The sequence below is a fragment of the Actibacterium sp. 188UL27-1 genome, from assembly GCF_016901225.1.
GTDB lineage: Bacteria > Pseudomonadota > Alphaproteobacteria > Rhodobacterales > Rhodobacteraceae > 188UL27-1.
On the sequence record NZ_JAFEUL010000016.1, the window covers coordinates 55774 to 80175 of the forward strand.

The 24402-nt window shown below is 61.9% G+C and carries 20 protein-coding genes; 2 read left to right on the forward strand and 18 right to left on the reverse strand.

The genetic code is table 11. The features are described from left to right. From IU397_RS17670 to IU397_RS17735, 14 genes are all read right to left on the reverse strand, one after another. On the reverse strand, nt 1-1041 hold the full coding sequence (locus IU397_RS17670) for a 2-hydroxyacid dehydrogenase (RefSeq protein ID WP_204416318.1): 1041 nt from the start codon (nt 1039-1041) through the stop codon (nt 1-3). After that, nucleotides 1038-2597, reverse strand: coding sequence for an FGGY-family carbohydrate kinase (locus IU397_RS17675; RefSeq protein WP_204416320.1), 1560 nt, complete (start codon nt 2595-2597; stop codon nt 1038-1040). The genes IU397_RS17670 and IU397_RS17675 overlap by 4 nt, the downstream gene beginning before the upstream one ends. Then, nucleotides 2594-3718: an ABC transporter ATP-binding protein gene (locus IU397_RS17680; RefSeq protein ID WP_204416322.1), complete on the reverse strand. Its 1125-nt coding sequence runs from the start codon at nt 3716-3718 to the stop codon at nt 2594-2596. Before IU397_RS17680 ends, IU397_RS17675 begins: the two co-directional genes overlap by 4 nt. Further along, entirely contained in the window at nt 3715-4824 is a 1110-nt protein-coding gene (locus tag IU397_RS17685) for an ABC transporter ATP-binding protein (protein ID WP_204416324.1), read from the reverse strand. The genes IU397_RS17680 and IU397_RS17685 overlap by 4 nt, the downstream gene beginning before the upstream one ends. A gap of 4 nt (nt 4825-4828) precedes the next feature. Then, nucleotides 4829-5686: a carbohydrate ABC transporter permease gene (locus IU397_RS17690; RefSeq protein WP_204416326.1), complete on the reverse strand. Its 858-nt coding sequence runs from the start codon at nt 5684-5686 to the stop codon at nt 4829-4831. A 3-nt stretch (nt 5687-5689) separates the two neighbouring features. Next, on the reverse strand, nt 5690-6616 hold the full coding sequence (locus IU397_RS17695; RefSeq protein WP_204416328.1) for a carbohydrate ABC transporter permease: 927 nt from the start codon (nt 6614-6616) through the stop codon (nt 5690-5692). 70 nt (nt 6617-6686) lie between these two features. Next, nucleotides 6687-8129 carry an extracellular solute-binding protein gene (locus tag IU397_RS17700; protein ID WP_204416330.1) on the reverse strand — a complete coding sequence of 481 codons (1443 nt, stop codon included), beginning with the start codon at nt 8127-8129 and terminating at the stop codon, nt 6687-6689. A gap of 61 nt (nt 8130-8190) precedes the next feature. Beyond that, nucleotides 8191-9135, reverse strand: coding sequence for a sugar-binding transcriptional regulator (locus IU397_RS17705; protein WP_204416332.1), 945 nt, complete (start codon nt 9133-9135; stop codon nt 8191-8193). A gap of 79 nt (nt 9136-9214) precedes the next feature. Beyond that, entirely contained in the window at nt 9215-10795 is a 1581-nt protein-coding gene (locus tag IU397_RS17710; RefSeq protein ID WP_204416381.1) for an FGGY-family carbohydrate kinase, read from the reverse strand. Nucleotides 10796-10798: 3 nt separating this feature from the next. Next, nucleotides 10799-11647, reverse strand: coding sequence for a sugar phosphate isomerase/epimerase (locus tag IU397_RS17715; RefSeq protein WP_204416334.1), 849 nt, complete (start codon nt 11645-11647; stop codon nt 10799-10801). After that, nucleotides 11647-12633 (reverse strand): ABC transporter permease, encoded by a 987-nt coding sequence (locus tag IU397_RS17720; protein ID WP_204416336.1) that lies wholly within the window; start codon nt 12631-12633, stop codon nt 11647-11649. Before IU397_RS17720 ends, IU397_RS17715 begins: the two co-directional genes overlap by 1 nt. Next, entirely contained in the window at nt 12626-13636 is a 1011-nt protein-coding gene (locus IU397_RS17725) for an ABC transporter permease (protein WP_204416338.1), read from the reverse strand. Before IU397_RS17725 ends, IU397_RS17720 begins: the two co-directional genes overlap by 8 nt. Further along, a complete protein-coding gene (locus IU397_RS17730) occupies nt 13629-15122 on the reverse strand; it encodes a sugar ABC transporter ATP-binding protein (RefSeq protein WP_204416339.1) in 1494 nt (497 codons plus the stop codon). The genes IU397_RS17725 and IU397_RS17730 overlap by 8 nt, the downstream gene beginning before the upstream one ends. Before the next feature lie 64 nt (nt 15123-15186). Next, nucleotides 15187-16179: a substrate-binding domain-containing protein gene (locus IU397_RS17735; RefSeq protein WP_204416341.1), complete on the reverse strand. Its 993-nt coding sequence runs from the start codon at nt 16177-16179 to the stop codon at nt 15187-15189. 125 nt (nt 16180-16304) lie between these two features. Here IU397_RS17735 and IU397_RS17740 point away from each other — a divergent pair, with 125 nt between their 5' ends. Continuing rightward, entirely contained in the window at nt 16305-17330 is a 1026-nt protein-coding gene (locus IU397_RS17740) for a substrate-binding domain-containing protein (protein WP_370541720.1), read from the forward strand. A 27-nt stretch (nt 17331-17357) separates the two neighbouring features. Next, complete coding sequence (locus IU397_RS17745) at nt 17358-18197, forward strand: 3-keto-5-aminohexanoate cleavage protein (protein ID WP_204416343.1); 840 nt, start codon at nt 17358-17360, stop codon at nt 18195-18197. Between the two features lie 56 nt (nt 18198-18253). Here IU397_RS17745 and IU397_RS17750 read toward each other — a convergent pair whose 3' ends face one another. Genes IU397_RS17750 through IU397_RS17765 form a run of 4 tightly spaced genes read right to left on the reverse strand, consistent with a single transcriptional unit; the run spans nt 18254 to nt 24401 of the window. Next, complete coding sequence (locus tag IU397_RS17750; protein WP_204416345.1) at nt 18254-19207, reverse strand: glycine betaine ABC transporter substrate-binding protein; 954 nt, start codon at nt 19205-19207, stop codon at nt 18254-18256. A 36-nt stretch (nt 19208-19243) separates the two neighbouring features. Next, complete coding sequence (locus IU397_RS17755; RefSeq protein WP_204416346.1) at nt 19244-21037, reverse strand: proline/glycine betaine ABC transporter permease; 1794 nt, start codon at nt 21035-21037, stop codon at nt 19244-19246. After that, on the reverse strand, nt 21034-22083 hold the full coding sequence (locus tag IU397_RS17760) for a glycine betaine/L-proline ABC transporter ATP-binding protein (RefSeq protein ID WP_204416348.1): 1050 nt from the start codon (nt 22081-22083) through the stop codon (nt 21034-21036). The genes IU397_RS17755 and IU397_RS17760 overlap by 4 nt, the downstream gene beginning before the upstream one ends. Further along, nucleotides 22080-24401 carry a DUF1989 domain-containing protein gene (locus IU397_RS17765; RefSeq protein WP_204416350.1) on the reverse strand — a complete coding sequence of 774 codons (2322 nt, stop codon included), beginning with the start codon at nt 24399-24401 and terminating at the stop codon, nt 22080-22082. Before IU397_RS17765 ends, IU397_RS17760 begins: the two co-directional genes overlap by 4 nt. Nucleotide 24402: the final 1 nt, after the last annotated feature.

Sequence of the window (24402 nt, forward strand, 5' to 3'; positions counted from 1 at the left end):
TCAGCACGGGTTGAGGGGCGGTTCATTGTCGAGCCAGCGGCGGATTTCTTCGGCGGCCTTGGCGGCGGCGACGCGGACTGTGCGCAGGGAGGCGCCCGCGATATGCGGTGTCAGCGTGACATTGGGCAATTGCAGGAGCGGGCTGTCCGCCGGGACGGGTTCCAGCGCAAAGGTTTCGAGCATGGCGCCGCGCAGGTGGCCTGAGCGCAGGGCATCTAGCAGGTCATCATAGTTCATCAGCGGGCCACGGGCGGTGTTGACGATGATCGCCCCCGGTTTCATCTGGGCGAAGGTTTTGGCATTCATCAGGCCTGTGGTTTCCTTGGTCACGCGGGGGTGGAGCGTGACGAGGTCGGCCTGGGCCAGGAGCGTTTCCTGGGAGACCAGTTCGACCCCGGCGGCGCGATCCTCGGGCGTGAGTTGGACGTAAGGGTCGCTGACCAGGATCCGGCAGCCAAAGGCGCGCAACAGGCGCACGACCCGGGTGCCAATCTGGCCATAGCCGATGACGCCGATGGTCATATCGCAGATCTCGTCCCCCACGACATCGGCGCGGTAAAGGTCGGTGCGGTAGGTGCCGTTGCGCATCGCCTCGTGCCCGCGGGCGATATTGCGCAATTCGGCGATCATGGCGCCGATGGTGAATTCAGCCACGGCGGAGGCATTGCGGCCCGGCGCATTGACGACGGTGACATTGCGGGATTTTGCGGCCTGGCGGTCAATGTTGACCGGGCCGCCGCGGGAGACGGCGATCAGGCGCAGATCGGGCAGTTGGTCCAACATGTCGGCGGTGACAGGCGCGTTATGGGTCACGAGGACAGGCGCGGTGCCGATATGGGCCAGCATCTGGTCGGGATCGCCCTGGTATTCGTAGATGCCCGGCAGGCCGGTCCCGTCAAAGCCCTGGATGACCGGTTCATCAGGCCAACCGAGGTCAAGGGGGCGGCAGGTCGTTCGGTCGCCGCAGGCCTGGGCGATGGCCTGTTCGAAGAAATCCGAGCGCATGAAATTGTCGCCGATGATCGCGATATCGGTGGTCATTGCAGGGCCTTGCGCGTGTCGGCCTGGGCCTGCCAGACGGGCGGCAGGGCGTGGCGGGTTGTGAGATAGGCGTCAAAGAGGCGGTCGTAGGTTTGGGTGAGGCCGGGGTCGGGCGGGGTGGGATCTTGCAGGAGCGGCGCGACCCAGGCCTGGGCGGCGGCGTCGATATCCGGGAAGATCCCTTGGGCCGTCGCGGCGATCATGGCGGCCCCGGCGGCCCCGGCCTCGTCCTGCGCGACGGTCCGGACGGGCCGGTCGAGGGCGGAGGCGAGGATCGTGCGGAGGGCGGTGGAGCGGGCGGCACCGCCGGTGATGCGGATCTCTGCCGGGATCGGGCCCATGGCGGTGTAGCAATCGCGGGCGGCCAGGGCGAGGCCATCGTAAACCGCGCGCATCAGGTCGAACCAGCCGGTGGTTTGGTCCAGGCCGGTGAGGCTGGCGCGGGCCTGGGCATTGACGAAGGGGCCGCGTTCGCCCGCCTGCTGGATGTACGGGTGGTAGATCGCGGCACCGGGGCGGGCCGCCATGACGTGGTCATCGAGTCCCTGGAGCAGGTCGGCGGGGCTGCGGTCGGTGCCCTGGCTGGCGAGGATCTGGGTGGCGAGGCCCAGCATCCAGTCGATGTTGAGCGTCGCGGCCATGTTGGTTTGTAGTTGTGCAAAGGCCGCCCCCGGAAAGGGCATGGTGTAGCCCGAGCGATCTGCGTTGAGGCGCACGGCGGCGGCATCCTTGGCAAAGCGGGCATGGACGCCTGTGGAGCCCAGAATGGTAAGGCCGGGCTCGACAGCGGGGTCATAGAGGCCAGCGGCCAGGGCAGCGCACATCAGATCGACGGAGCCGAGGCTGACGGGGAGGCCCACAGGCAGGCCGGTTTGCTGCGCGGCCCGCGCCGTGAGGGCGTGGGATGTGGTGGCGCCATCGATAATGGGCGGTAGGATATGGCGGTGATCGGTGAGGCCGAGGGCATTGATCACAGTATCGGAATAGGTGCGCGTCCGGTAGTCGCCGAAGGTAAAGAGCGCCTCGCTCAGGTCGGCGACGGTTTCGCCGGTGAGTTGCAGGTACAGCCAATCCTTGCAATGGAGCGCGGCGGCGGTTTGGGCCAGCAGATCGGGCGCATGCGCCTTGATCCATTGAAGCTGGCTGCGCATCTGGCAGACATTGATGCTGGTGGCGGTGCCGTCATAGATGGCGGCGTGACCTGGCCCGTCGATCAGGGCCTGGGCGTGATCCGCCGCGCGGGCATCGAGCCAGAGCCACCCTTTGTGGAGCGGTTTATGATCGCCGTCGATCAGCCAGGTCCCGTCCCCCTGCCCGGTCACGCCCAGCGCCACGGCGCGGGTGGCGAGGTCTGGCACTGTTTGGGCGAGTTCCGAGAGGACAGCGGCGGCATCGGCCCAGGTGCGCGCCATATCCTGTTCGGCCCCGCCATTTGGCAACGTATCATAGATGTTGCGGCGGCTTGCGATGCCGATCTGGGTGCCGGAAAGGTCGAACGCCACGGCCTTGATCACCGAAGTGCCCGCATCCAGACCGATCAGCACCAGGTCGCTCATGCCAGCGTGCCTCCGTGGCTGACAGCATTGCCGCTGGCCGTGTCAAAGACATGAAGATCTTGGGGGGCGATGACGATCCCGATCTCTTCGCCCTTGGCACGGCTCACGCGGTCATGGTGGACCGAGACGACCGAGCCACCGGCGAAATGGGCCGCGATATGGGTCTGGTCGCCGAGCCATTGGGCGGCATAGACCTGCGCTTTGGCCCCGTGGTCGCGGACCTGCACCGCATGGGGGCGCACCCCGAGGGTCACGGTGCCCAGGCCCAGGATCGCCTGCTGCAGAGCATCGGGGAAAGCGGTGGGGTCGTAGCTAAGGTCCACCCCCTGATCCAAGGCAAAGACCAGTTGGCCGTTTTCTGATTTTGCCTGGGCGGCGAAGATGTTCATCGGGGGCTCCCCGATAAACGTGCCGGTGAAGAGATTGGCGGGGGCGTCTTTGAGTTGCGCGGGCGTGTCGAATTGCTGCAGAACGCCGCCTTCCATGACGGCGATGCGGTCAGCCAGGGCGTTGGCCTCTGTCTGGTCATGGGTCACGAGGATGGCCGTCAATCCGCGCTCTTTGATGAAGTGTTTGATCCGGCCTCGAAGATGCGCACGAAGCTGGGGTTCCAACTGACCCATGGGTTCGTCCAGCAGATAAAGGTCAGCCTTGCGGACCAGCGCGCGGCCCAGCCCGGCCCGTTGCGCCTGACCACCCGAAAGCGAGGTCGGGTAGCGATCCAGGATGTCTTCGATATCCAGCAGTTGGGCGATTTCATCGACGCGGGCGGTGACATCGGCGGTGGCCATCTTTTCGGATTTCATGGCAAAGGCGATGTTTTCGCGCACGGTGAGCGGCGGATAAAGCGAATACCCTTCGAACGCCATGGCCACGTTGCGCCGGGCCGGGGCGAAGGTGTGAATGTCTCGTCCGGCAAGGGAGATACTGCCGGACGAGACCTGCTCAAAACCCGCGACCATGCGAAGGGTCGAGGTTTTCCCGCAGCCCGAAGAGCCCAAAAGCGCCACGATTTCCCCCGGTTGGACGGCCAGATCAAGGTCGATCACCGCATGGACGGGGTGGCGGCTGTTGGGGTTGTAAATCTTGTTGACCCCTTGGAGATTGAGCATCGCTGTCATGCGGCGGCACTCCGGCTGGTGGCCGTATCCTGGGGCGCGATGCGCAGGCCGGTGGACCGGTCAAAGAGGACGGCATTTGTAGCGTCGATATCGATACGCGCCTTGCCCTCATCGGGTGCATCGGTCCCGGCAGGGCGGGAGATCAGGATCTCGCGCCCATTGAAGGTGGTGCAGAGCGTGATGGTCTTTTCGTTGAAGGGGGTTTCGGCCTCGATCGTGACTTCGATACTGTTGGGACCTTCGGTAAAGCGGATCGCCTCGGGCCGGATGCCGATCACGCAGGACTGGCCCTGGGTGCCGTCATAGCCCGGAGGCAGGGGCACGCGTTTTTCCGACAAGCGGATATGCATGCCCAGATCGTCCTGTTCGGGTGTGACATCCAGCAGGTTGATCGTGGGGTCGCCGAACTGTTCGGCGATGCGCAGATCGGCGGGGCGGAGATAGACCTGTTCGGGCGTGCCGACCTGGGTGATCTTGCCATCGACGAGGACGGCGATCTTGTCCCCCAGGGCCATGGCCTCCTTATAATCCTGGGTGACGTAAACCACCGTTGCGCCCTGTTCTGCCAGGAGGCGGGGAAGTTCCAGCCGCATCTCGAACCGCAGCTTGGCATCAACATTGCGGAGCGGGTCGTCGAGCAGCAGGAGCTTGGGTTGCGCGGCGAGCGCACGGGCTAGGGCAGTGCGCTGTTTCTGACCGTTCGACAGCTCCTTGGGCGCGTGGCCCAGGACGTGGTCAATTTTCAGGAGGCGGGCGACGGCCTGCACCCCATCGTTGATCGTATCCCGGGTGGCGCGTTTTGCGGTCAGGGGGCTGGCGATGTTGTCGAAGGCCGACATGTGGGGGAAGAGCGCGAAGTTCTGAAACGCCATGCCGACGCCGCGCTGTTCGGGGGGCACATCCGTCATGTCGGTGCCACCGATCTGGATGGTACCCACCTCCGGCTCCACGGCACCGGCGATGCAGCGTAGGAGCACCGTCTTGCCCGCGCCCGAGGGGCCGAAGAGGACGAGGGTCTGGCCTTCCTCGATCTCCAGCGACAGGTCATCAAGGACGACCGTATCCTTGAAGCGTTTGGTGAGGTTGGTGATCGTGAGGCCACCCATGGTATTATCCTTTCACCGCGCCGAGGGAGAGCCCTTCGACGAGGTACCGTTGGGCGTAGAGTGCCAGTGCCAGGGTCGGTGCGATCGACAGTACGATGGCAGCCGCGATCTGGCCGTATTGGATGCCCGAGGCGGTGATGAAGGCCAGCGCGCCTACGGTTACCGGCTGTTTATCGGCGGAGGCGAGGACAAGCGCGAAGATGAAGTTGTTCCACGCAAAGATGAAAGCCAGAAGGCCCGCCGCCGCGATGCCGGGCCGCGCAAGCGGCAGCGCGATGTGGCGGAAGGTGGCGAACCAGGAATGGCCCGCGATCCGGTAGGCATGTTCGACGTCTGGGCTGATATCTTCGAAATAGCCGCGCACGATCCACAGGATCAGGGGCAGGCAGATCAGCTGATAGACCCAGATGAGGCCGATATACGTGTCGGCCAGGCCAATCTGCTGGAAGATGATCGTCAGGGGCAGCAGCACCAGAAGCGGCGGCGCGAAGCGGAAGGAAAGGAGTGTGAAGGCGATATCCTCGGACCCGCGGAATTTGTGCCGGGCAAAGGCATAGGCGGCGGGCACCCCCAGCAGCAGGGCCAATGCGACGGAGCCGACGCTGAGGATGATGGAGTTCAGCAGGTTCCCCATGAACTTGATCTCTAGCGTGGCGGTGTTGCCGGTCAGCTGGCCGGAGATGATGGCCTGGTAGTTCGACAGGGTCGGCTCGAACACCATGGACGGGGGCGAGCGCAGGATGGTCTCGTTGGTCTGCAAGCTCATCAGCACGATCCAGAGGATCGGGAACATGAAAAAGACGACAACCGCGGTGAGGGCAATGCCGCGCAGGATGCGTTCGAGCGGTGAGGTATGTTCCATGGCTTACCCCTCGGGCCGGGTGCGTTCGCGCAGACGCAGCCAGTTTTTGATGAAGATGTTCGACAGGACAAAGGTGATCGCCCAGAGGATGATCAGCAGTGCCGCGGAGCGGCCCACATTGGTGGATTGGAAGAAGTTCAGATACGCCTCCACCTGGAAGACCATCAGGTTGTCGCCGGGGCCGCCCTGGGTCATCGCATAGATGATGTCGAACTGCTGGATCGAGTCGAGCAGGCGGAACAGGGCGGCGGTCAGGACATAGGGCATGAGCATCGGCAAGGTGATGCGCCAGAATTGCTGGATCCGGGGCACGCCATCAAGGGCGGCAGCCTCAAACGGTTGGGTCGGCAGGGAACGGAGCCCGGCCAGGAGAAGGATCATGATGAACGGCGTGTAGACCCAGATATCCACCAGGATCACCGTCAGTAGGGCCGTGTCGGGGGAGGAGGCCCAACGCATGTTTTCGAACCCCAGCACTTGCGCGAAGTAGTTCAGGATGCCGAAATTCGAGTTGGTCATCAGCTTGAACATGAGCGCCGCAAGCGCGGGGGCGGTCATTAGCGGCATGAGCAGCATGATAGAGATCAGGTTGTTCATCCGGGTGCGTTTTTGGAGCAAAAGCGCGATGCCGAGGCCGAGGATCAGTTCCAGGACGACCGTCAGCCCAGCATAGAGCAGGCTGATCTGCAGCGTGTTCCAAAAGTCGGCATCAGTCAGGAAATTCAGGTAGTTCTCGCCCCAGTTCATGCCGCGGTTCCAGGGCTGGGACAGGCGGTAGTGTTGAAGCGAATACCAGACGGCGGTGAAAAACGGGATAAGAATGCCGATACAGACCAGCAAGGCGGGCATGCTGAGCAGATAGGGCAAGAGCTTGCGCGAGATGGTAACGCCCTTGCGGCGTTGTCCCGGCGGGTCGGTGGCGGCCGTCATTCGTGAACTCCCGGATGGGCGGGGTGGAGGCAGATGGGACGGCGCCGACATGCGCCGCCCCGGAGCAGACCTAGCCGAGGCCCGCCTCTTTCAACTGGCTGTTCACGCTGTCGGCGAGTTGGTCGAGCCCTTCATCGACGGGCACTTCACCGGCCACCATCTTTTGCATACTGGCGGCCCATTCGGTCGTCAGATCAAAGAAGAGCGGTTGTGCGGTGAACTTGATCGACGCGCCGGGGGCCGACACGTCATGCATATCGACATAGCCCGGGTAGGTGGAGGACAGGCGGTCCCGGAAGCCCGCATCGGCCCAGACCGATTCCCGCACCGGGTTCACAAAGTCCATCTGCGTCGCGCCGAACAGGCCATGTTCCGGACCGGAAGCCCATTGCAGGAAGTGCCAGGCAGCGTCCTTGTCCCGTGAGAATTTGGACATCGCCAGGGACCAGATCCAGATATTGGGCGTTGGTGCCGACGCATCGGGATTGGCGGCAAAGGGCGCGTAGGCCAACTGTCCGGCCATGGCATTGTCACCGCCATTCATGAAGTAGCCCAGGATATCGGCGTCATAGATCATCGCCGACTTGCCTGCGCCAAGATCGGTGCCGACCTGGTACCAGGTATGGGTCGACCAATCGGGTGCGCCGCTATCCTGGATCATCTTGACCCATTTGGCGTGGAAATCCTTGGATCCCGCGCTGTTCATGGCGGCGGCGAGCTTACCATCGTCGGACATGGTCAGATCAACCTCGCCAAAGTTGGCATAGCCCGACAAGAAGCCCGGATGGATCGTGGCCCAACTGCGCGACCCGCGCACACCGATGCCGTAGATCCCGTCATTGCCCGCCTGCGCCTTGGCCGCGGCTTCGATCAGTTCGTCCAGATTGGTGGGAACGTCGATGCCAGCCTTTTCCATCATGGCGGTGTTATAGGCGAGGTTATTCTGCTCATACCCCCAGGGGATGCACCATTGCTTGGCATCGTCGGATCCCAGCGCGCCACCGGGTTGACCGTTCCAGGCGCAGGATTTGCGGACACCTTCGATCATATCCTCCCAGTTGTAGCTGGGATTGGTCTTGCTGGCATCGGTGATCCATTCGTTCAGATCCTCAACCCAGCCCGCGGGACCATAGGTCCAGGTCATATAGGCGCCGGTCATGAAGGCGTCGTATTCGGAGGATCCGGAGGACAAGGCGGCCGTCACCTTGTCGAAATAGACATCTTCGGGGAAGACGTCATAGGTGACCTCCATCCCCGTCAATTCCTTGAAGTTATCAAGGTTGGCGATCATCGCATCGGTATAGGGATGCTGGTTCAGGAGCAGTTTGACCGATTTGCCGGAATGCTGTTTCCAATCGAAATCTGCGGCCAGCGCCTTGGTCGCGGATGCATTGACCAGGATCGCGGCGGTGGAGGCCGACATGCCCAGCGCGCCGAGGGATTTGACCAGGGTGCGGCGGTTCATGCCGCCACGGCGATAGGCCTCGACCAGGCCCTTTTCCTTTTCGTACATTCTCTTCCTCCCGTGTTTTGGCGCCTTGATCGGATGGCCCTGTCTTTGCCGCAGGATCGCATCAAACGAGGTGTTGCGCCGTCACCTCGTCGGTAATCAGTCCTTTCAGGATGCCGCTTTTGAGAACGGCGCGGATTGCGTTGATTTTTTGCGTGCCACCGGCAATAGCGACGACATTGCTGCCCTGCAGCGTATCGATGGGCGAGGACATGACGCGACCGGAGAGGCTGGAGATCACCGGCGCGCCATCTGCATTCAGGTAATGGCCAAGGATTTCGCCAACTGCGCCATTGGCCTCAAGTTCGGCCATCTCATCGGGGGTTACGGTTGAGGTCTCTCGCAGATGGGCCAGTTCACCCACACCGCCGATACCCGCAACCAGCAATTCGGCAGTGCGGCCCAGCTCAAAGACCTCCCCCACACCGATCTGGGCCATCAGCACATCGCGATCTGCTGGACGGCTGGCATAAAGGGGGACAGGCAGCATATAGGCCTCCAACCCGGTCTTTTCGGCGATGCGGTGGATCACATCGAACGGGTTGGCAGCGAATTTGCGGGTCAGGCCCCCCAGCAGCGAAACGACCATGCCTTTGGCGTTTTTCAGGCGGGGCAGATCCTTGACAGCGGCGGCCAGGGTGCGGCCATGGCCGATGCCAATGCAGGCCACATCGCGGTTTTCCAGCATCATGCGCAGGTAGCCTGCGCCCGCCATGCCAAGGCTGCGGAGCGGCAGGCCGGGCTCATCCAAATCGGGGGCGACCTGGCAGAAGGTCAGACCCCATTTGTCCAGCAGTTGGTTTTCAAGCTGGGTGCATTCCGTCACCTCCGCCTCGACAAAGACCTGGACCATACCGTCGCGGGTGGCTTGGGCGATCAGGCGGTGCGCCTTGGTGGAGGGGACGGAGAGGCGCTTGGCGACCTCGGTCTGGGTTAGCCCACCACAGAAGTGGAGCCATGCCGCGCGGGCGACCAGGCTGTTTCCGTCATCTTCGGCAGTACGTGGCACGTTCGGTGCGCCCTTATTCGAAATTTTTTGCAGTCTGTGCAAAATATTTCGAGTCGTGACCTTGCGTCAAGTCTTTTGGTCAGGCGCCTGTGCGGGCAGCGGATTGGAGGGCGCAATAGTGCCGGTATCGGTTGGTGGCGGCATCCGTCATTTGGTCGTTCGGTGCGACCGTGGCCTGGATCGCGGACATGGCCGACATCGCGTCAGTAAGGCGTGGGAACAGGCCCCCTGCCCGGGCGCCCAGCATCGCGGAGCCTAGCAGAACAGGGTTTTGCGAGACGGGGATCAGGACGGGGAGGCCGGTGGTATCGGCGATAATCTGGCGCGCCAGAGGGTTTTCGCCCGCGCCGCCCGAGATGACGATGGCTTGGGTCGTCAGGCCTTGGGCGGCTTGCGCCTCCAGGATCTGACGGAGGCCGCAGGCGATGCCGGCGATGCCCGCCACAAACAGAGCGGCGAGGCTTTCGACGCTGGTATCGAGGCGCAGTCCGGCGACCAGGCCGCGGGCATGCGGATCGGCGAAGGGGGCGCGGTTGCCATTGAAATCGGGCACGACGGTGATGCCTTGGGTCGCGGCGATCCAGTTGGGGGGCTGTTGCGCCAGTTGGGTCAGGTAGGTGGGGAGCGGAAGACCCGCCTTGTTCGCGTGCTCTAGCGCGGCGTTGCGGGCCGGGTGCATCTGGATCAGGTGGTCCAAGGTGGCCCCGGCGGCGGATTGCCCCCCTTCGTTCAGCCAAAGACCCGGGACCATGGCGTTAAAATAGGGGCCCCAGACGCCATCCACAAAGACCGGCGCGGCACTGGAACTCATGGTGCAGGCAGAGGTGCCAAAGACATAGGCCATGCGGCTTTCGATCCTGCCTACGCCCGCGGCCCCCAGGGAGCCAACGCCACCGGCATGGGCGTCGATCAGGCTGACGGCGACAGGCGTTCCGGCAGTTAGGCCAAGCTCGGCGGCAGCTTGAGCGGTCAATCCGCTGGCCAGAGCCTCCCCCGGTGGAGCAATGTCGGTGCCGATGCGGGCGAAGGCATCATCGGCCAGATCACCGAGGCCGATCTGGCGGAAATAGTCGGCATCCCAGCGGGTGTCATGGGCCAGGTAGGTCCATTTGCAGGCGACGGTGCAGACAGAACGGGTGGTCTGGCCCGTGGCGCGCCAGGTCAACCAATCAGACAGGTCCATGAAATGGTCCGCCTGGATGTAGGTGCCCGGCAGATGGCGTTTGAGCCAGAGGAGCTTGGGCGTTTGCATCTCGGGCGAAATCGTCCCGCCGACATAGCGCAGCACGTCATGGGCGTTTGCGTTAATTTCAGCCGCCTCGGCCGTGGCGCGATGGTCCATCCAGACGATGATATCGTGGTCGGAGTCGCCGGTTTGACTGACGGAACCGCCTAGCCCTACCACGACGAGGGAACAGGTGGCGTCGAAGCCAAGGCCCGCGATCCGGTCGGGCGTCGCATCGGCGGCGGCCATCGCGTCGTGGACCGCCTGGCAGACGGCCTGCCAGATATCGCGGCTGGATTGCTCGGCGACACCACCGGACTCCTGGAACAATTGGATGGCATGGGCGGCGGTGCCCAGGCACGCGCCCTCGCCGTCGAACACCCCGGCGCGGGCACTGCCCGTGCCCACATCGATCCCGATGACCAAAGGTGCTATGGGTCAGATCAGCCGATATTGCTGCGCCTTGTTGCGCAGGAAGGGCAGGCCCTTGTCCATGACCGCCTCGAATGACGGGGCGACGGGGCGCCAGATGGCGAGGCCATAGGCGACCTCGGGCGGCATGTTGATGAAGCTTTCCATGGCGAGACCACCCTTGAAACCGATAGCGGCGAGGGTGGCATAGATCTCATCCCAGTCGCAGGTGCCTTCGCCGGGCGTGCCCCGGTCGCTTTCGGACAAGTGAATATAGCGGAGATGGTCGCGGGCATCGAGGATACCATTGGCGGCACCCTTTTCTTCGATATTCATGTGGTAGGTGTCGAGATGGATGAAAATGTTATCGGCGCCCACCTTCTCGATCAGCCATTTGGCCTGCCAGCCGGTGTTCAGCAGGTGATTTTCGTAGCGATTGACGGGCTCGATCCCGAAGGCGAGGCCGCGGGCCTTGGCATGTTTGGCAGCAGCCTCCAGCGCGCGGGCGATATTGTCATATTCCGCGTCAGTCGGAGAAACGCCGGTGCGTTCGCCAATGCCCCCATAGGTCACGCCGGACAGCGCTTCGGCCCCCATCTCGGCAGTTTTATCCAGCGCGTCTTTCAGGTGGCCGATGGCGCCGTCGGGGTTGACCGAGGCCCAGCTTTCCTGCGGCAGGCCGAGGGAGCAAACGGCGCGCATATCGTGCTGTTCCAACAGCGCGCGGGTATGGGCCGCATCGACGGTGGCGGTGTTCAACAGTGCGATTTCGATGAAATCCATGCCATAGCTGGCGGCAGCGGGGATTGTGCGGGCAGCACCGTCGCGGTCCCAATGCATGGTCCACATGCTTGTATGAACGCCGAACCCTTCCATCAGGTGCTCCTTTTTCGCCGTGTGCGCCAGCGGGTGCCGAGGAACCGCAAGGCCATGACCGCGATCAGGAACAGGCCCCAGACGGCGGTCGAGAGATGTTGATTGGCGCCGATCAGGTTGAGGCCCGAGGACAGGGCCTGCAGGATCATAAGCGCCAGCACGACCGGCAGGACCCGGCCAAAGCCACCAAACGGATCAACGCCGCCCAGAAAACAGGCGAGGACCGTGACCAGCAAAAGCGCCTCTCCGTGGCCCACGCGGACAGAGTTGAACCGGGCCGCCATGACGATGCCCGCCACGGCACAGATCAGGCCGGAAATCGTATAGATCAGCGTGAGGGTCCGTTTGGTGTGAAGGCCGGAATACTCAGCCGCGCGGATGTTGGAGCCGATCATGTAAACCGAAAACCCGTGGGGCGTGCGTTTCAGCATGGTGTGCCAGGCGAGCGCGGCCAAAAGGAAAAGGATCATCGGGACAGGGATGCCAAGGATCAACCCGTGGCCCAAGGTGTTCATGAACGGTGGAAAGCCAGAGATATCGCCGCCACGGGTCAAAAACTCGCCCAAACCCCGCAAAAAGATCATCATGGCGAGCGAGACCAGGATGGGATGCGCACCGATATAGGCGATGACAAGGCCCATGAGCGCGCCAGATGCCGCTCCAACCAGCAGGGCAAAGCCACTGCCAAGGATAAAGGCGCCCATCCCGGCCTCTGGCCCGCCGAACTGGATCAGCGTCCAGGCGAGGGCCAGACCCGAGATATTGGCGGTGTAGATGATGGCCAGGTTCAGCCCGCCCGACAGGATGGGCACCAGCATGGCGAGAGTCAGCAAGCCGAGCACCGGCATCTGAAACGCCATGGAACTGAGATTGGCCTGGGTCAGGAATGTGGGCGTGAGCGCGGCAAAGGCCACGATGACCACCACCAGGAACCCGGCCAGCGGCGGGGTTTCGGGGCCGAGGGCTGATTTCAGGCGTTCAAGCATTGCGCTTTTCCGGTTCGGGCAACCGGCGCTGGCGCAGGCTGCGCAGGTCCAGCTTTAGGTTGGAGGTGGAGATGGCGACGAGGATCGTGGCGCCAATGATCATCTGGAACGCGAAGGGGGAGACGCCCAGCAGGTTGAGCCCGTTCTGAGTGATTGCGACGAACATGACGCCGAGGATGCAACCGATAACCGTGCCGCGCCCACCGCCGAGGCGCGCCCCGCCCAGAACGACGGCGGCGAGAACCTCAAGCTCCCGGCCGTAAAGGGCGTTGGGCACGACCTCCTTGGCGATGTTGACCTGCATCAGCCCGCCAATTCCGGCCATCATCCCCATCCAGCCATAGGCGATGGCATGCATGAGCGCGACGTTGACCCCGGCCCGGCGCGCACCTTCGGGGTTGTCGCCGAACGCATAGAGCTGCCGCCCGGTGGAGGTGAAGCTGATCAGGAGCGCGGTGGCGATGACGCAGGCGACCATGACGGCAAAGGCCAGGTTCAGTTCCGACCAGGTGCCGCTGGCGGATTGGTATTCAAAAATAAAGATCCGGGCGCGCCACCAGTCGGGCAGGTCATAGATGTTGCGGCCCCGGGTTAAGAACATCAGCAGACCAAAGAAGACATTGAACGTGGCGATGGTGATCACGATGGAAATGACGCGGAACCCGTGGATCAGCGCCGCGTTGATCAGGCCCAAACCAATGCCGAGGGTGCCCGCGACGATGAGGCCAAGGGTCCAGTTGCCACCCAGTTCGGCAAAGACCTGCGCCGTAAGGTACTGCACGACGGACGCGGCGACGGCAAAGGAAATGTCAATCCCGCCCGCGATCAGAACGACCAGCAGGCCCACGGCCCAGATCAAGTTGACCGCGTTGTTGTTCAACAACGACGTGATATTGCCGAGGGTCAGGAATGTGTCGGTCGCCAGGGACAGGCCGATGGTGATGGCGACCAGAACGGCAAAGAGCCGGATTTCGACCGGGTTGGCCTTGAGCATCCTAAGCATAGATGCGGGCCTCAAGCGCTGGCACGTCGGTGTGCCGGGGGTCATGTTCGCCGATGATGCGGCCATCCGCGATGTGCAGGATACGGTCGGCGTTATGCATAACCTCGGTCACCTCGTCTGAAATCAGAAGGATCGCCAGGCCCTGATCCGCCAGGTCCCGCACGATGCGGAAGATGCCCGCCCGGGCGCCGACATCGACGCCAACGGTGGGGCTGTCGAGGATCAAGAGGCGCGGTTCGGTGGCCAGCCATTTGGCCAGGACGACGCGCTGTTGGTTGCCCCCCGAAAGGGTCGAGACGGGGTCATCCGGCGTGCCGATCTTGACCGCGAATTCCTTGATCCAGTGATCTACGAGGTGTTGCTTGCTGGGGGCCTTGATGAGGCCCGCGGCGTTCAGCAAACGGTCGAGCACCGACATCACAGTATTATCGGCGATGGATTGGGGCTGGATCAGCCCGAGGGACAGCCGATCCTCAGACACATAGGCGATGCCAGCGCGGATCGCGTCACGGATAGAGCGGGGGCGGAGGGACGCACTGTCCAGCAGGATCTCACCGCCATCAGGTTGGGTCATGCCGATCATGGCATGGGCCAGTTCGGTGCGACCTGCGCCGATCAGCCCGGTAAGGCCCACAACCTCCCCCTTGCGGACGGTGAGGGAGATGTCAGTGAATTCACCATGGCGGGTCAGGTTGCGGGTTTCCAGGACCGGTGGCGCGGCGGATTTATCTTGGGCCGTAACCTGTTGTTGGTGAGAGGTGCCGGTCATCAACTCACCCAGCCGGGCCTGGGTCATACCATCGGTGGGGTAAACGCCGACAAGGGTGCCGTCACGTACTACGGTGACGCGCTCGGCGATATCCAGCACCTCAGCCAGGCGGTGGCTGACAAAGACGACCGCAACACCCTCGGCAGAGAGGGTGCGGACAACATCCAGCAAGGCGTCGGTCTCAGACTGGGTAAGGGAGGCTGTGGGTTCATCCATGAAGACCAACCGCGCCTCCCCCATCAGCGCGCGGGCAATAGCCACGATCTGGCGTTTGGCAATGGGCAGCGTGTTCAGTGGCGCGTCAAGATCCAGGGTGACGCCGAGGCGGTTCAGCACAGCGCGGGCGCGGATTTTATCCTTGCGCCGCTGGACAAGGCGGGGACGGGCACCGACCATGTCGTCAAACGCCATATTTTCGGCCACCGACATGTGGGGAAACAAGGCCAGGTCCTGCCAAATCACCGCAACACCCAAGGCGCGTCCAGCAGCGGGGGTCATGCCGTCGCCGGATTGGCCAAAGATCTCGACCCGGGCGCCGGGATCGGGCGTGTAGACACCCGTGACGATCTTGATGAGCGTACTTTTCCCGCACCCATTTTCGCCTGCCAGGCAATGGACCTCTCCGGCCCGAACGGCGAAATCCACACCTTTCAACGCACGGACCCCGCCAAAGGTCTTGGATACAGCGGTCAGTTTGAGGGCCAGCTTTTCGGTCATCGACATGCCTTACCAGAAGGCCCGCGCGGTCTGCGCGAGCCTTGGTTACGCGAGGACGGCGGAGTCACAGGCCCTTTTCGGCCAGTTCGTCCACGGTCGTCTTGTTGATCGACAGCAGGTTGTCGGTGATGATGTTGCGGCTGTCTGCATCGGGGGAAACGACACCCAGGCCCGGGATCTCGGTCCCATCGGTAATCTCTGCCCCGTCGACCAGCATCTGGCCCAGACTGACAAAGACGCGACCGGCCTCTGCCGGGTTCCACATGAAGCCTCCCGAGATGATATCATCCTTGAGCAACTGCCGCCCCTGCCCCGGCGAGAATGGCCCCATCACATGGACCTTGCCGCCTAAGCGACGTTCCTCAATCGCGCGCCCGGCACCAATGGGCCCTTGGCTGCCAAAGGCCAGAAAACCGCGCAGATCGTCATTGGCGGCCATGACATCCAGCGCCGTCGAGCGGCTGTCATCGACGCTTTCGGCCACCCCGTACCGGTCGCCCACCAGTTTCAGGTCGGTGCAGTTATCGCCCATCCAGGCAATGGCAGCGTCGGCCCAGGCATTGTGCAACGGCACGGTGAGGGAACCCACATAAACCGCATAACTGCCGGGCTTTTCCGCCTTTTCACACAGCAATTCGGCATGGGCTTCGCCAAAGCCATCGGCGGAGGCCAGTTCAAAGTTCCAATCCACATTGGTCAGGCCGGGGCCTTCGTGGGCCAAGACCTTGATCCCGGCATCCATTGCCTTTTTCAAAACCGGCTCCAGGGCAGCTTCGTCATTGGGCACAACCCCAATGACATCGACGCCTTTGGCAATCAGATCCTCAATCGCGCGCACCTGCAGGGCCGGATCGGCGGAAGTGGGCCCGATCATTTCAGCACTGACGCCGAGTTCGGCGGCACGCTCCTTGATCCCTTCCTCCATGGCATTGAACCATGGGATCCCACCGATTTTCACGACAATGCCCATCTTGGTCTCGGCTGCGGCCGAAGCGGCGATACCGATCGCGACCACCGCAAGCGACACGGTAGAGACGAGTTTGTTCTTCAACGTCATGACATCCTCCCAGATTGAAATTCTTGTATTTTTATTTGCACAATCGATTGCGCAAGATTGCACTATCGATTGTGCGCTCTAAGAGTCAAGAGGTTAAATCACGCTTCGACCAAGGGATCATTCGCGTGCCGCAGGATTTCGGCGAGAAAAACGTGACCATCTATGATATCGCCGCCCGGGCTGCGACATCGGCCAGCACGGTGGGCGCGGTACTGAATGGCACATGGGAAAAGCGGCGGATCAGCCAGGCCCGCGCGACCGAGATACAGCGGGTCGCTGACGAGATGGGTTATACCCCCAACATGCAGGCGCGCGGGCTGAGGCGGGAACGCTCACGCATCATCAGCATGATCGTCCCGCTTTATGACAACCGCTATTTCAGCTCCATCGCGCAGCTTTTTGAAAGGGAGGCCCGTGCGCGCGGCCTATTCCCCATGATTTCGTGCACGGCGCGGGATGCCGATCTGGAAAAGGCCACCGTGCGCCAGATGCTGGACTATCAGGTGGAGCGGGTGATCTGCACCGGTGCAACGGACCCGGACGGCATCGCCGAGATCTGCGCGCGGCGCGGCGTGCCGACACTGAACCTGGATTTGCCGGGACGGCAGGCCGCCTCCGTGATCTCGGACAATTTCCGGGGCGCATATGAAATGACGACAGAGCTGCTGAACCGACTGACAGCGCATGATCCGCGGTCCGAGGCGGAAATTCTGTTTGTCGGCGGACGACCGGCCGACCACAATACACGAGAACGGTTGCGGGGCTTCATGGAAGCGTACCAACACGGCGGGCGCGTCGTCTCGGACACCCAAATCCTGACTTGCGGCTATGCCGCGGAAAAGGCCGAGGCCGTGCTGACCGAACGGTTTGGCGATGGGCGGGATCCGCCTGCCGCACTTTTTGTGAACTCCACCATCTCTTTGGAGGGGGTGATCCGATGGCTGCGGAAATCCAATCTGCATCCGTCCTCTGACATGGTGTTTGGATGTTTTGACTGGGATCAGTTCGCCACATTCGCCGCCCCGGATATCGTCATGGTTCGGCAAAATGTGGACCGGATGGTTGAGATCCTGTTTGAAATGATCGATGCCGAAACAACACCGGCCCCGAACTGTATCGAGGTTCCGCCCATCATCGTGTCGGTCGACTGACGGGATCGGGGCCCCCGGAGATCTGACATGACCCAAACACCTTGCATCATCTGCGTGGCAATCACCGGCTCCGTCCCGACGAAAGAGGATAATCCGGCGGTTCCCATCACCGTGTCCGAGCAGGTCGAGAGCACCCATGCCGCGTTTGAGGCCGGGGCAAGCATCGCCCATTGCCATGTCCGCAACGATGATCAAACGCCCAGCTCTGACCCGGAGCGTTTTGCGCGTTTGAAAGAAGGGATTGAGCAGCATTGCCCCGGTATGATCGTGCAGTTTTCCACCGGCGGCAGGTCCGGCTCCGGAAAGGCTCGCGGGGGGATGCTGCCATTGCGCCCCGACATGGCGTCACTGTCGGTCGGGTCGAACAACTTTCCCACCCGGGTCTATGAGAACCCGCCGGATCTGGTGGATTGGTTGGCCGCCGAGATGCGGACTCACGCCGTGAAGCCCGAGATCGAGGCCTTTGACCTGAGCCATATCCACCAGGCCGCCGCCATGAACCGGGACGGGCGCATCCCCGGCCGCCTTTACGTGCAGTTCGTCATGGGGGTGAAAAACGCGATGCCAGTGGACCGCGATGTGTTCGATTACTACGTCAAAACGGTGCGACGGCTTGCGCCGGATGCCCAGTGGTGTGCCGCTGGTATCGGGCGGTACCAGTTGACGGTGAACGAATGGTCCATCGCCGAAGGCGGCCATACCCGGACAGGTCTGGAGGATAACATACGGCTGGACCGGGACACGCTCGCCCCCTCGAATTCAGCCCTCGTCAGGCGCGCATCGGAACTGTGCGAGAAATACGAACGCCCCGTGGCGACCTGGCAGGAGGCACGGCGCATTCTCGAGGTACCGCTGGTTGCCGCCTGATCAGACATAAAGAGGGCCGCGCGGTACACCCCGCGCAGCCCCAGCTTCGTCATGGATCAGCCGTCGATCCAGGCCGTCACGATTTCCTTGTTATCGGCGATCCATTCTTCGGCAACCTCACGCGGGTCACGCTTGTTTTCGAACATCTCGACGATCCAGCCATTGATCTCATCACCGGTAAACTGAACGTTTGACAGCATCGCAGCAACGGCCGGATTCCGGTTTTCAAGCGACTTGGAATAGGCCACGAAGATCTCATTGGCCGCGATCACGCATTCAAATTCCGAAACTTCCAGCCAATCTTCGGCATCCAGGTTCACGTCTTCACAACCGTCGAAACGCTCAGGTTCGTCCAAGGCAGTGAGGTCGTATTTCACGTGGATGGCCTCGGGCGTCCAGTAGTAGAACAGCTGGGGTTTGCCGGCCGTGTAGGCGGCCTCAAGGCCAGCCTTGAACGTGTCGGCCGAAACGATGTTTGGCTCCCATAGGCCATCCAACCCGTAGGATTTGAACTTGATCTGCCAACGCTTGGTCGAGGCCCAGGTGACATCACCTGCCCAGTATTCGCCCTTGCCATTGCCATCAGTATCGAACATCGCAGCAATTTCGGGGTTTTTCAGATCCTCGATCGAACTGACTTTGTCCGCCATGTAGCTGGGCACGTAGATGTTGGAGGTGCCCTGGTAGGGCTGGTTGGTCGCGACGGTCTGGTTGCCGTCGATGTATTCGTCCCACAAGGCTTGCTGGTTGGGCATCCATAGATCGGTATAGATGTCGATGGATCCGTCACCCTTGTCCATGCCCGCCATAATGACGGCGGCCTGGTTCATACCCGACACGATCTCGGCATCGCCGCCCATTTCGCCTTCGATGATGGCGCTCAGGACATGACCGATGGCTTGCGCACCGTTCCAGCTTAGATCCGACAGCGTGATCTTTTCCTGGGCGTATCCACCGGTGGCGGCGGCAGCCAATGCGGTGGCAGCGACCGCAGATTTCCAAACATGCATGATGCATTCTCCCTGTTATTGATTTGGTATCGTGTGTCAAATCCGGCTGAACGCGTTTCGGATCCCTTTCAGAATGCGGTCGATCATCATGGCGACCAACGCAATGGCGATCCCCGCCAGCAACCCCTTGCCCGCCTGTGCATCACCAAGCGCCGAGGTCACGATGGCCCCCAGCCCCTCTGCCCCGATGAAGGCCGAGATTGTGGCCATTGACAGGGCCAACATGATCGTCTGGTTGAGCCCCGCCATGATCGACGGGATGGCCATGGGCAATTCGACTTTGCGCAAAAGCTGCCGGTTGGAGGCGCCAAAGGCCAAGGCTGCCTCCTTGGTGGTTTCAGGCACTTGCAGAATACCCAGGGCGGTCAGCTTAATCATGGGTGGCATGGCAAAGATCACCGTCGCCAAGACGGCGGGCGGTTGCGAGATGCCGAAAAACGCCACCGCTGGGACCAGATAGCTGAGCGATGGGATGGTCTGCATCACGTCCAGCACCGGTTCGGTGATCCACCTGAACAACTTGTTCTTGGCCATCCAGATCCCGATGGGCAACCCGATCAGAACGCAGACTGCCGTGGACACCACGACCAGCGCCATGGTCTGCATCGCGATCTGCCACAGTTCAAACAGCGCCAAGAAGGCCAGAGATGATGCGACAAAGACCGTAGTACCATTGCCCGCAAAGGCCCAACTGAGGGCGATGAACAGGAAGGCGACCACCGGCCAGGGCGTTTGCATGAAAGCAACCTCAACCCGGATCAGCGATTGCCGCAAGACATTGGTCATCGCGTCAAAGGCGGTGGCATATTGCGCCCGTAGATAGTTGATCGAGATATCGATGCTTTCGGCCGAATAGGTAAAGATCGTGACCTTGCGTCCTTCGACAGGATCCTTGACCTCGCGCAGGACCTTGGTTGCGCCCGCCGCATCGGGATCCGGCACGCGGCGATAAGTGACGTCTTCGGGCGGGTCCAACCGGGCCAGTGTTGGAAAGTCATCGATGGTAAAGCAATCAAAACGGTCACGGGCGCTGATATTTTGGTAATTGGTCACCAGGCCCCGGCTGCGCCCAAGGTCACGAACAGTCTTACGCAAGGCGGAGCGTTCGGATTTTTGGTCATCCGTCAACGCGTCTAACGCCTCAAGCTTGGCCAGCCCGGCATTGGCCTGATCTACCTTGGCGTCCATCGCGGTCAGCAGGGCAGGCACGCTTTCAGCGCCGTACCGAGGCAGCAAAACATCAACACCTTCGGCCGCACGGATCTGGTTGAAACAGGCCCGTTCATCCAGCCGCAGCTGTGTGGCGCGGTAGATCGTCAGCGGCGCAATCAGGGCGATGACCAGCACACCTAACACGGCGCGTTTCACATCCACGCCATGGGGCACGGATTGGTCGATCCGCCACCGGGAATACTGATTGAAATACCACCGGTTGGCCGTACTGCCCATCCAGAGGCGCCCACCGACAAAAAGCAGCGACCCGATCCAGCCATAGGTGGTGATCCAACCGGAATACCGCGCGATCAGCGTTGTATTGGCGCTGGCATCAGCCTGCGCCTGTGCCAGCAACGGCGTGAACTTGACGACCTGCATCAAGCAAACCAACGCCACGAGGTCAATCGCCAGCGAGACCCAGAACAACAGCCACGCGCCCCGGGCCGCGGCCCAGCCCCATGGCACCAGAACCGCCCAGATATTCAGATGCCATAGCGGCAGCTTGCCTCGCTGGATCCGTTCAAAAATGGGGGCAAAGTAGCCGACATTGCGTTCTACAAACGTATCGACCGACACATCGCGTTCATCGATATCCCGGGTTTCCGCGCCGCTCATGCGTCTGCTCCGCCTTGAAGGCCGCGCAGCAGGGTATCCTTGGTAACGATACCCACAAGCGTATCACTATCCTTGATCAAAACGGGCAGATCCGTACCCGTGCTCAGCCCCACCAGGGTATCCAGATCGTCATGGGGGCTGGCGACGGGATGTTGGGCAGCGGGGTCGATGGCCCCGTTGCGGGCGGTGAACTGGTCAGTGGCCATCATGATCTTGGCCGCCGAGACCAATTTCAGCCGAGAGATCCCGGCCACGAAATCTGCCACATAGTCATCGGCAGGCGCAGTCGCGATATCCTCTGCCGTACCGATCTGCACAATTTCCCCGTCCTTCATGATGCCGATGCGGTCGCCCATGCGGATCGCTTCATCCAGATCATGGGTGATAAAGATCGTCGTCTTTTTCAGGTTCTGGCTCAGCCCCAGAAATTCATCCTGCAGGTTGCGCCGGATCAGAGGGTCCAGCGCCGAAAACGGTTCATCCATCAACAAGATTTCAGGATCTGCTGCCAACGCCCGCGCCAACCCGACCCGCTGTTGCATGCCGCCCGACAATTCCGATGGCAGCCGGTCACCATAGCCATGGAGCGACACGGTCTCCAAGGCGTTGTCGGCAAGTTGGGCCCGGGTGTAGCCATCGACCCCCCGCAGTTCCAACGCAAAGCCGATATTGTCCCGAACCGATCGATGCGGCAGCAAGGCCATGTTCTGAAACACCATGCCGATCTTGTCAGCCCGCAAGACGCGCAGCGCCTCCGTCTTCATCGCTCCGATATCTTCGCCCAGGATCCGAATGGTGCCCGATGTGGGTTCGATCAAACGGTTGATGTGGCGAACGAGGGTCGATTTGCCAGAACCCGACAGGCCCATCAGGCAAAAAATCTCCCCTTCTTCGACGGCAAAGGATGCGTCTTTGACGCCCACCACAGCCTCGAACCGTCGCAAGACCTCGGCCTTGCCAATGCCTTCAGCCTCAATCGCGGCCATCGCTTCGGCGGATCGATTGCCAAAGACCTTCCAAACATGTTCAAGCTCGACAACGCTCATGCACGGGCCTTTTCACGTTTGGGATCGACAAATTGCACCCCGGCCACGGTGACCGATAAGCGTTTCATCCGGCCATCCAACTGTCCAACCTCCAGCTTTGCCTCGGGGGTCGCATGTTCAACGCTCAGCCGTGCCATCGCAATCGTGCGCTCCAACAAGGGGGAGCGTGTGGCCGAGGTGACCACCCCGACTTGGCGTTCGCCGCAATAGACCGGTGCGCCATGGGCGGGCACGTCATCACAATCAAACAGCAGGCCACACAGCTGCCTGCGCGGTGCAGCCGCATTGCGCAGCAATGCCTCCCGTCCGACGAAATCCGCTTTCTTCAGGTCGACTGCAAATCCCAAACCAGCCTCGAACGCATCGACACCTGCCGTAAACTCTGCGCCGGCTGCGGCCAAACCAGCCTCGATCCGAATGGTGTCCAACGCGGCTGAGCCCATGGGCACCAGGCCGTGTTCGGAGCCCGCCTCCATCAGCGCATCCCAAAGGGTCAGCGCATGCTCCTTGGCGCAAAAGACTTCATACCCCAATTCGCCGGTATAGCCGCTGCGGGTCAGCAGGAAGGGCGCGCCGTCGCGGTCATGTAACCGTGCGACGGTCGCCCCGAACCATTTGACCTGATCCAAGGCGGGTACATCAGGCTGGGTGAAGACGATCTGGCGCAGGATGTCGCGCGATTTCGGCCCCTGCAGCGCAAGGTTGGGCAAGGCGCCCTGCATGTCGCGGATCCGAACCTGTAACCCCTCCCGCCGGGCCAAGGTATCAAGCCAGCGTCCACTTTCCTCCGAGCCGCAACACCAGCGAAACAGATGCGGCGCTAGGCGAAAGAGCGTTCCGTCGTCGATCACCTCTCCGCTTTCGTCGCAGATCAGGCTGTATGTGCCGCGCCAGACCGCGAGCTTGGCAATGTTGCGGGTCATGGCCAGTTGCAACAGCCGCTCTGCATCGGGGCCCGCAATGTCGAACTTTCGCAAACCGCTCATGTCCTGCAACGTGGCGGCCTCCCGACAAGCCCAATATTCGCCAATCGTGCCCAGGGAGGGAAAGGAGATAGGCAACCACAAGTCACGGGCCGGTGCGAATTGGTCGGTCAGCGGGGCCAGCCGTTCATGGAATGCAGATTCCTGGCTGATTTGCATCGGGGCATCCTCGTTGCTGCGGTAGGCGACCGCGCGGGTGATCCGTGTTTCGGGACGGTAGATGCGCACATGCACATCCGTTGGGTTCCACCCGTTGATCGGATCGATGTCATCCGGGCAGGCGGTACTGACGCAGACCAGATCATCCAACGCTTCCATCGTCACATAGTCACCGGGGCGCGAATGCGATTCTTCGGTCAGGATGTGCTGGTGGGCATCGATCCAGGTGTTCCAGAAAAAGTTGATCGCAGGCCATGCCGCACGCGGGGCAACTCCGCTATCCCGCACCGCGGCAGAGATGTTGTCGGAACAATTCACATGACCGGGAAATCCGCGATCCTCGTATCCCCGCGCCGTACAGGCCAAGCCAAACGTGTCGTGGCGCCCGCAGGTATCCTGGACCAGCCGCAGCATCGGTGACATCGCGGCATCATAGAATTTATCGAACACTCCGGGCCAGGGATAGGCGCGGCGCACCATGCTGCGCGTCACCGTGCCATCGATCATCGCCTCGACCCCGCGATCCAGTTGATCGGTTCGGAACGCCTGGAAGTCAGAGCATTGTTGCCCTTCAACATCGATGATTTGGAAAAATTCGCCTTGCTTGACCTCATAGGCGCGAGCCGTCGCGCGGGAAACTGTGAACTCGTCCCGGATCTCTCCCAAAGGCGGCGGAAGCAATGGGGCATCACTACCCCGTTTATGCAAAACGGAGATCGCGCCCGACGCCTCACCCCGGATCACCTTTGTGCTGCTGGCGGGATGGATCATCCAGACGGTACATCGTGCCATGACCTTCAACACCAGCGGTTCGGACAGGTTGGTGATACGGACCGCGTCCAACGGATTGTCGGCATCCCCGCCATGCGAAGCGATCCAACCCAAAAGCGGACCATTTTGAAATTCCGGCATTTCCAGTGGCGTCAGCCCCGACAGACCCAACGCCGTTTCGCATCGAAGACCGGTTTGATCAAATACGATGAGGGCGAGGCCGTCATCCGCTGAGCCCGGCGCAATCTGCAGCAGGTCACCCGCGTGCAAGTCCAACTGCACGGCATCCCGCGGCTCAACCAAATACTGCAATGCCGACGCTGATGGGGTAAAACCCGCAAAGTTGCGACCACCGGACCGATGCCCGATATTTGAAAAAGCTCGGATCAAAGTTTGATCGAGCATT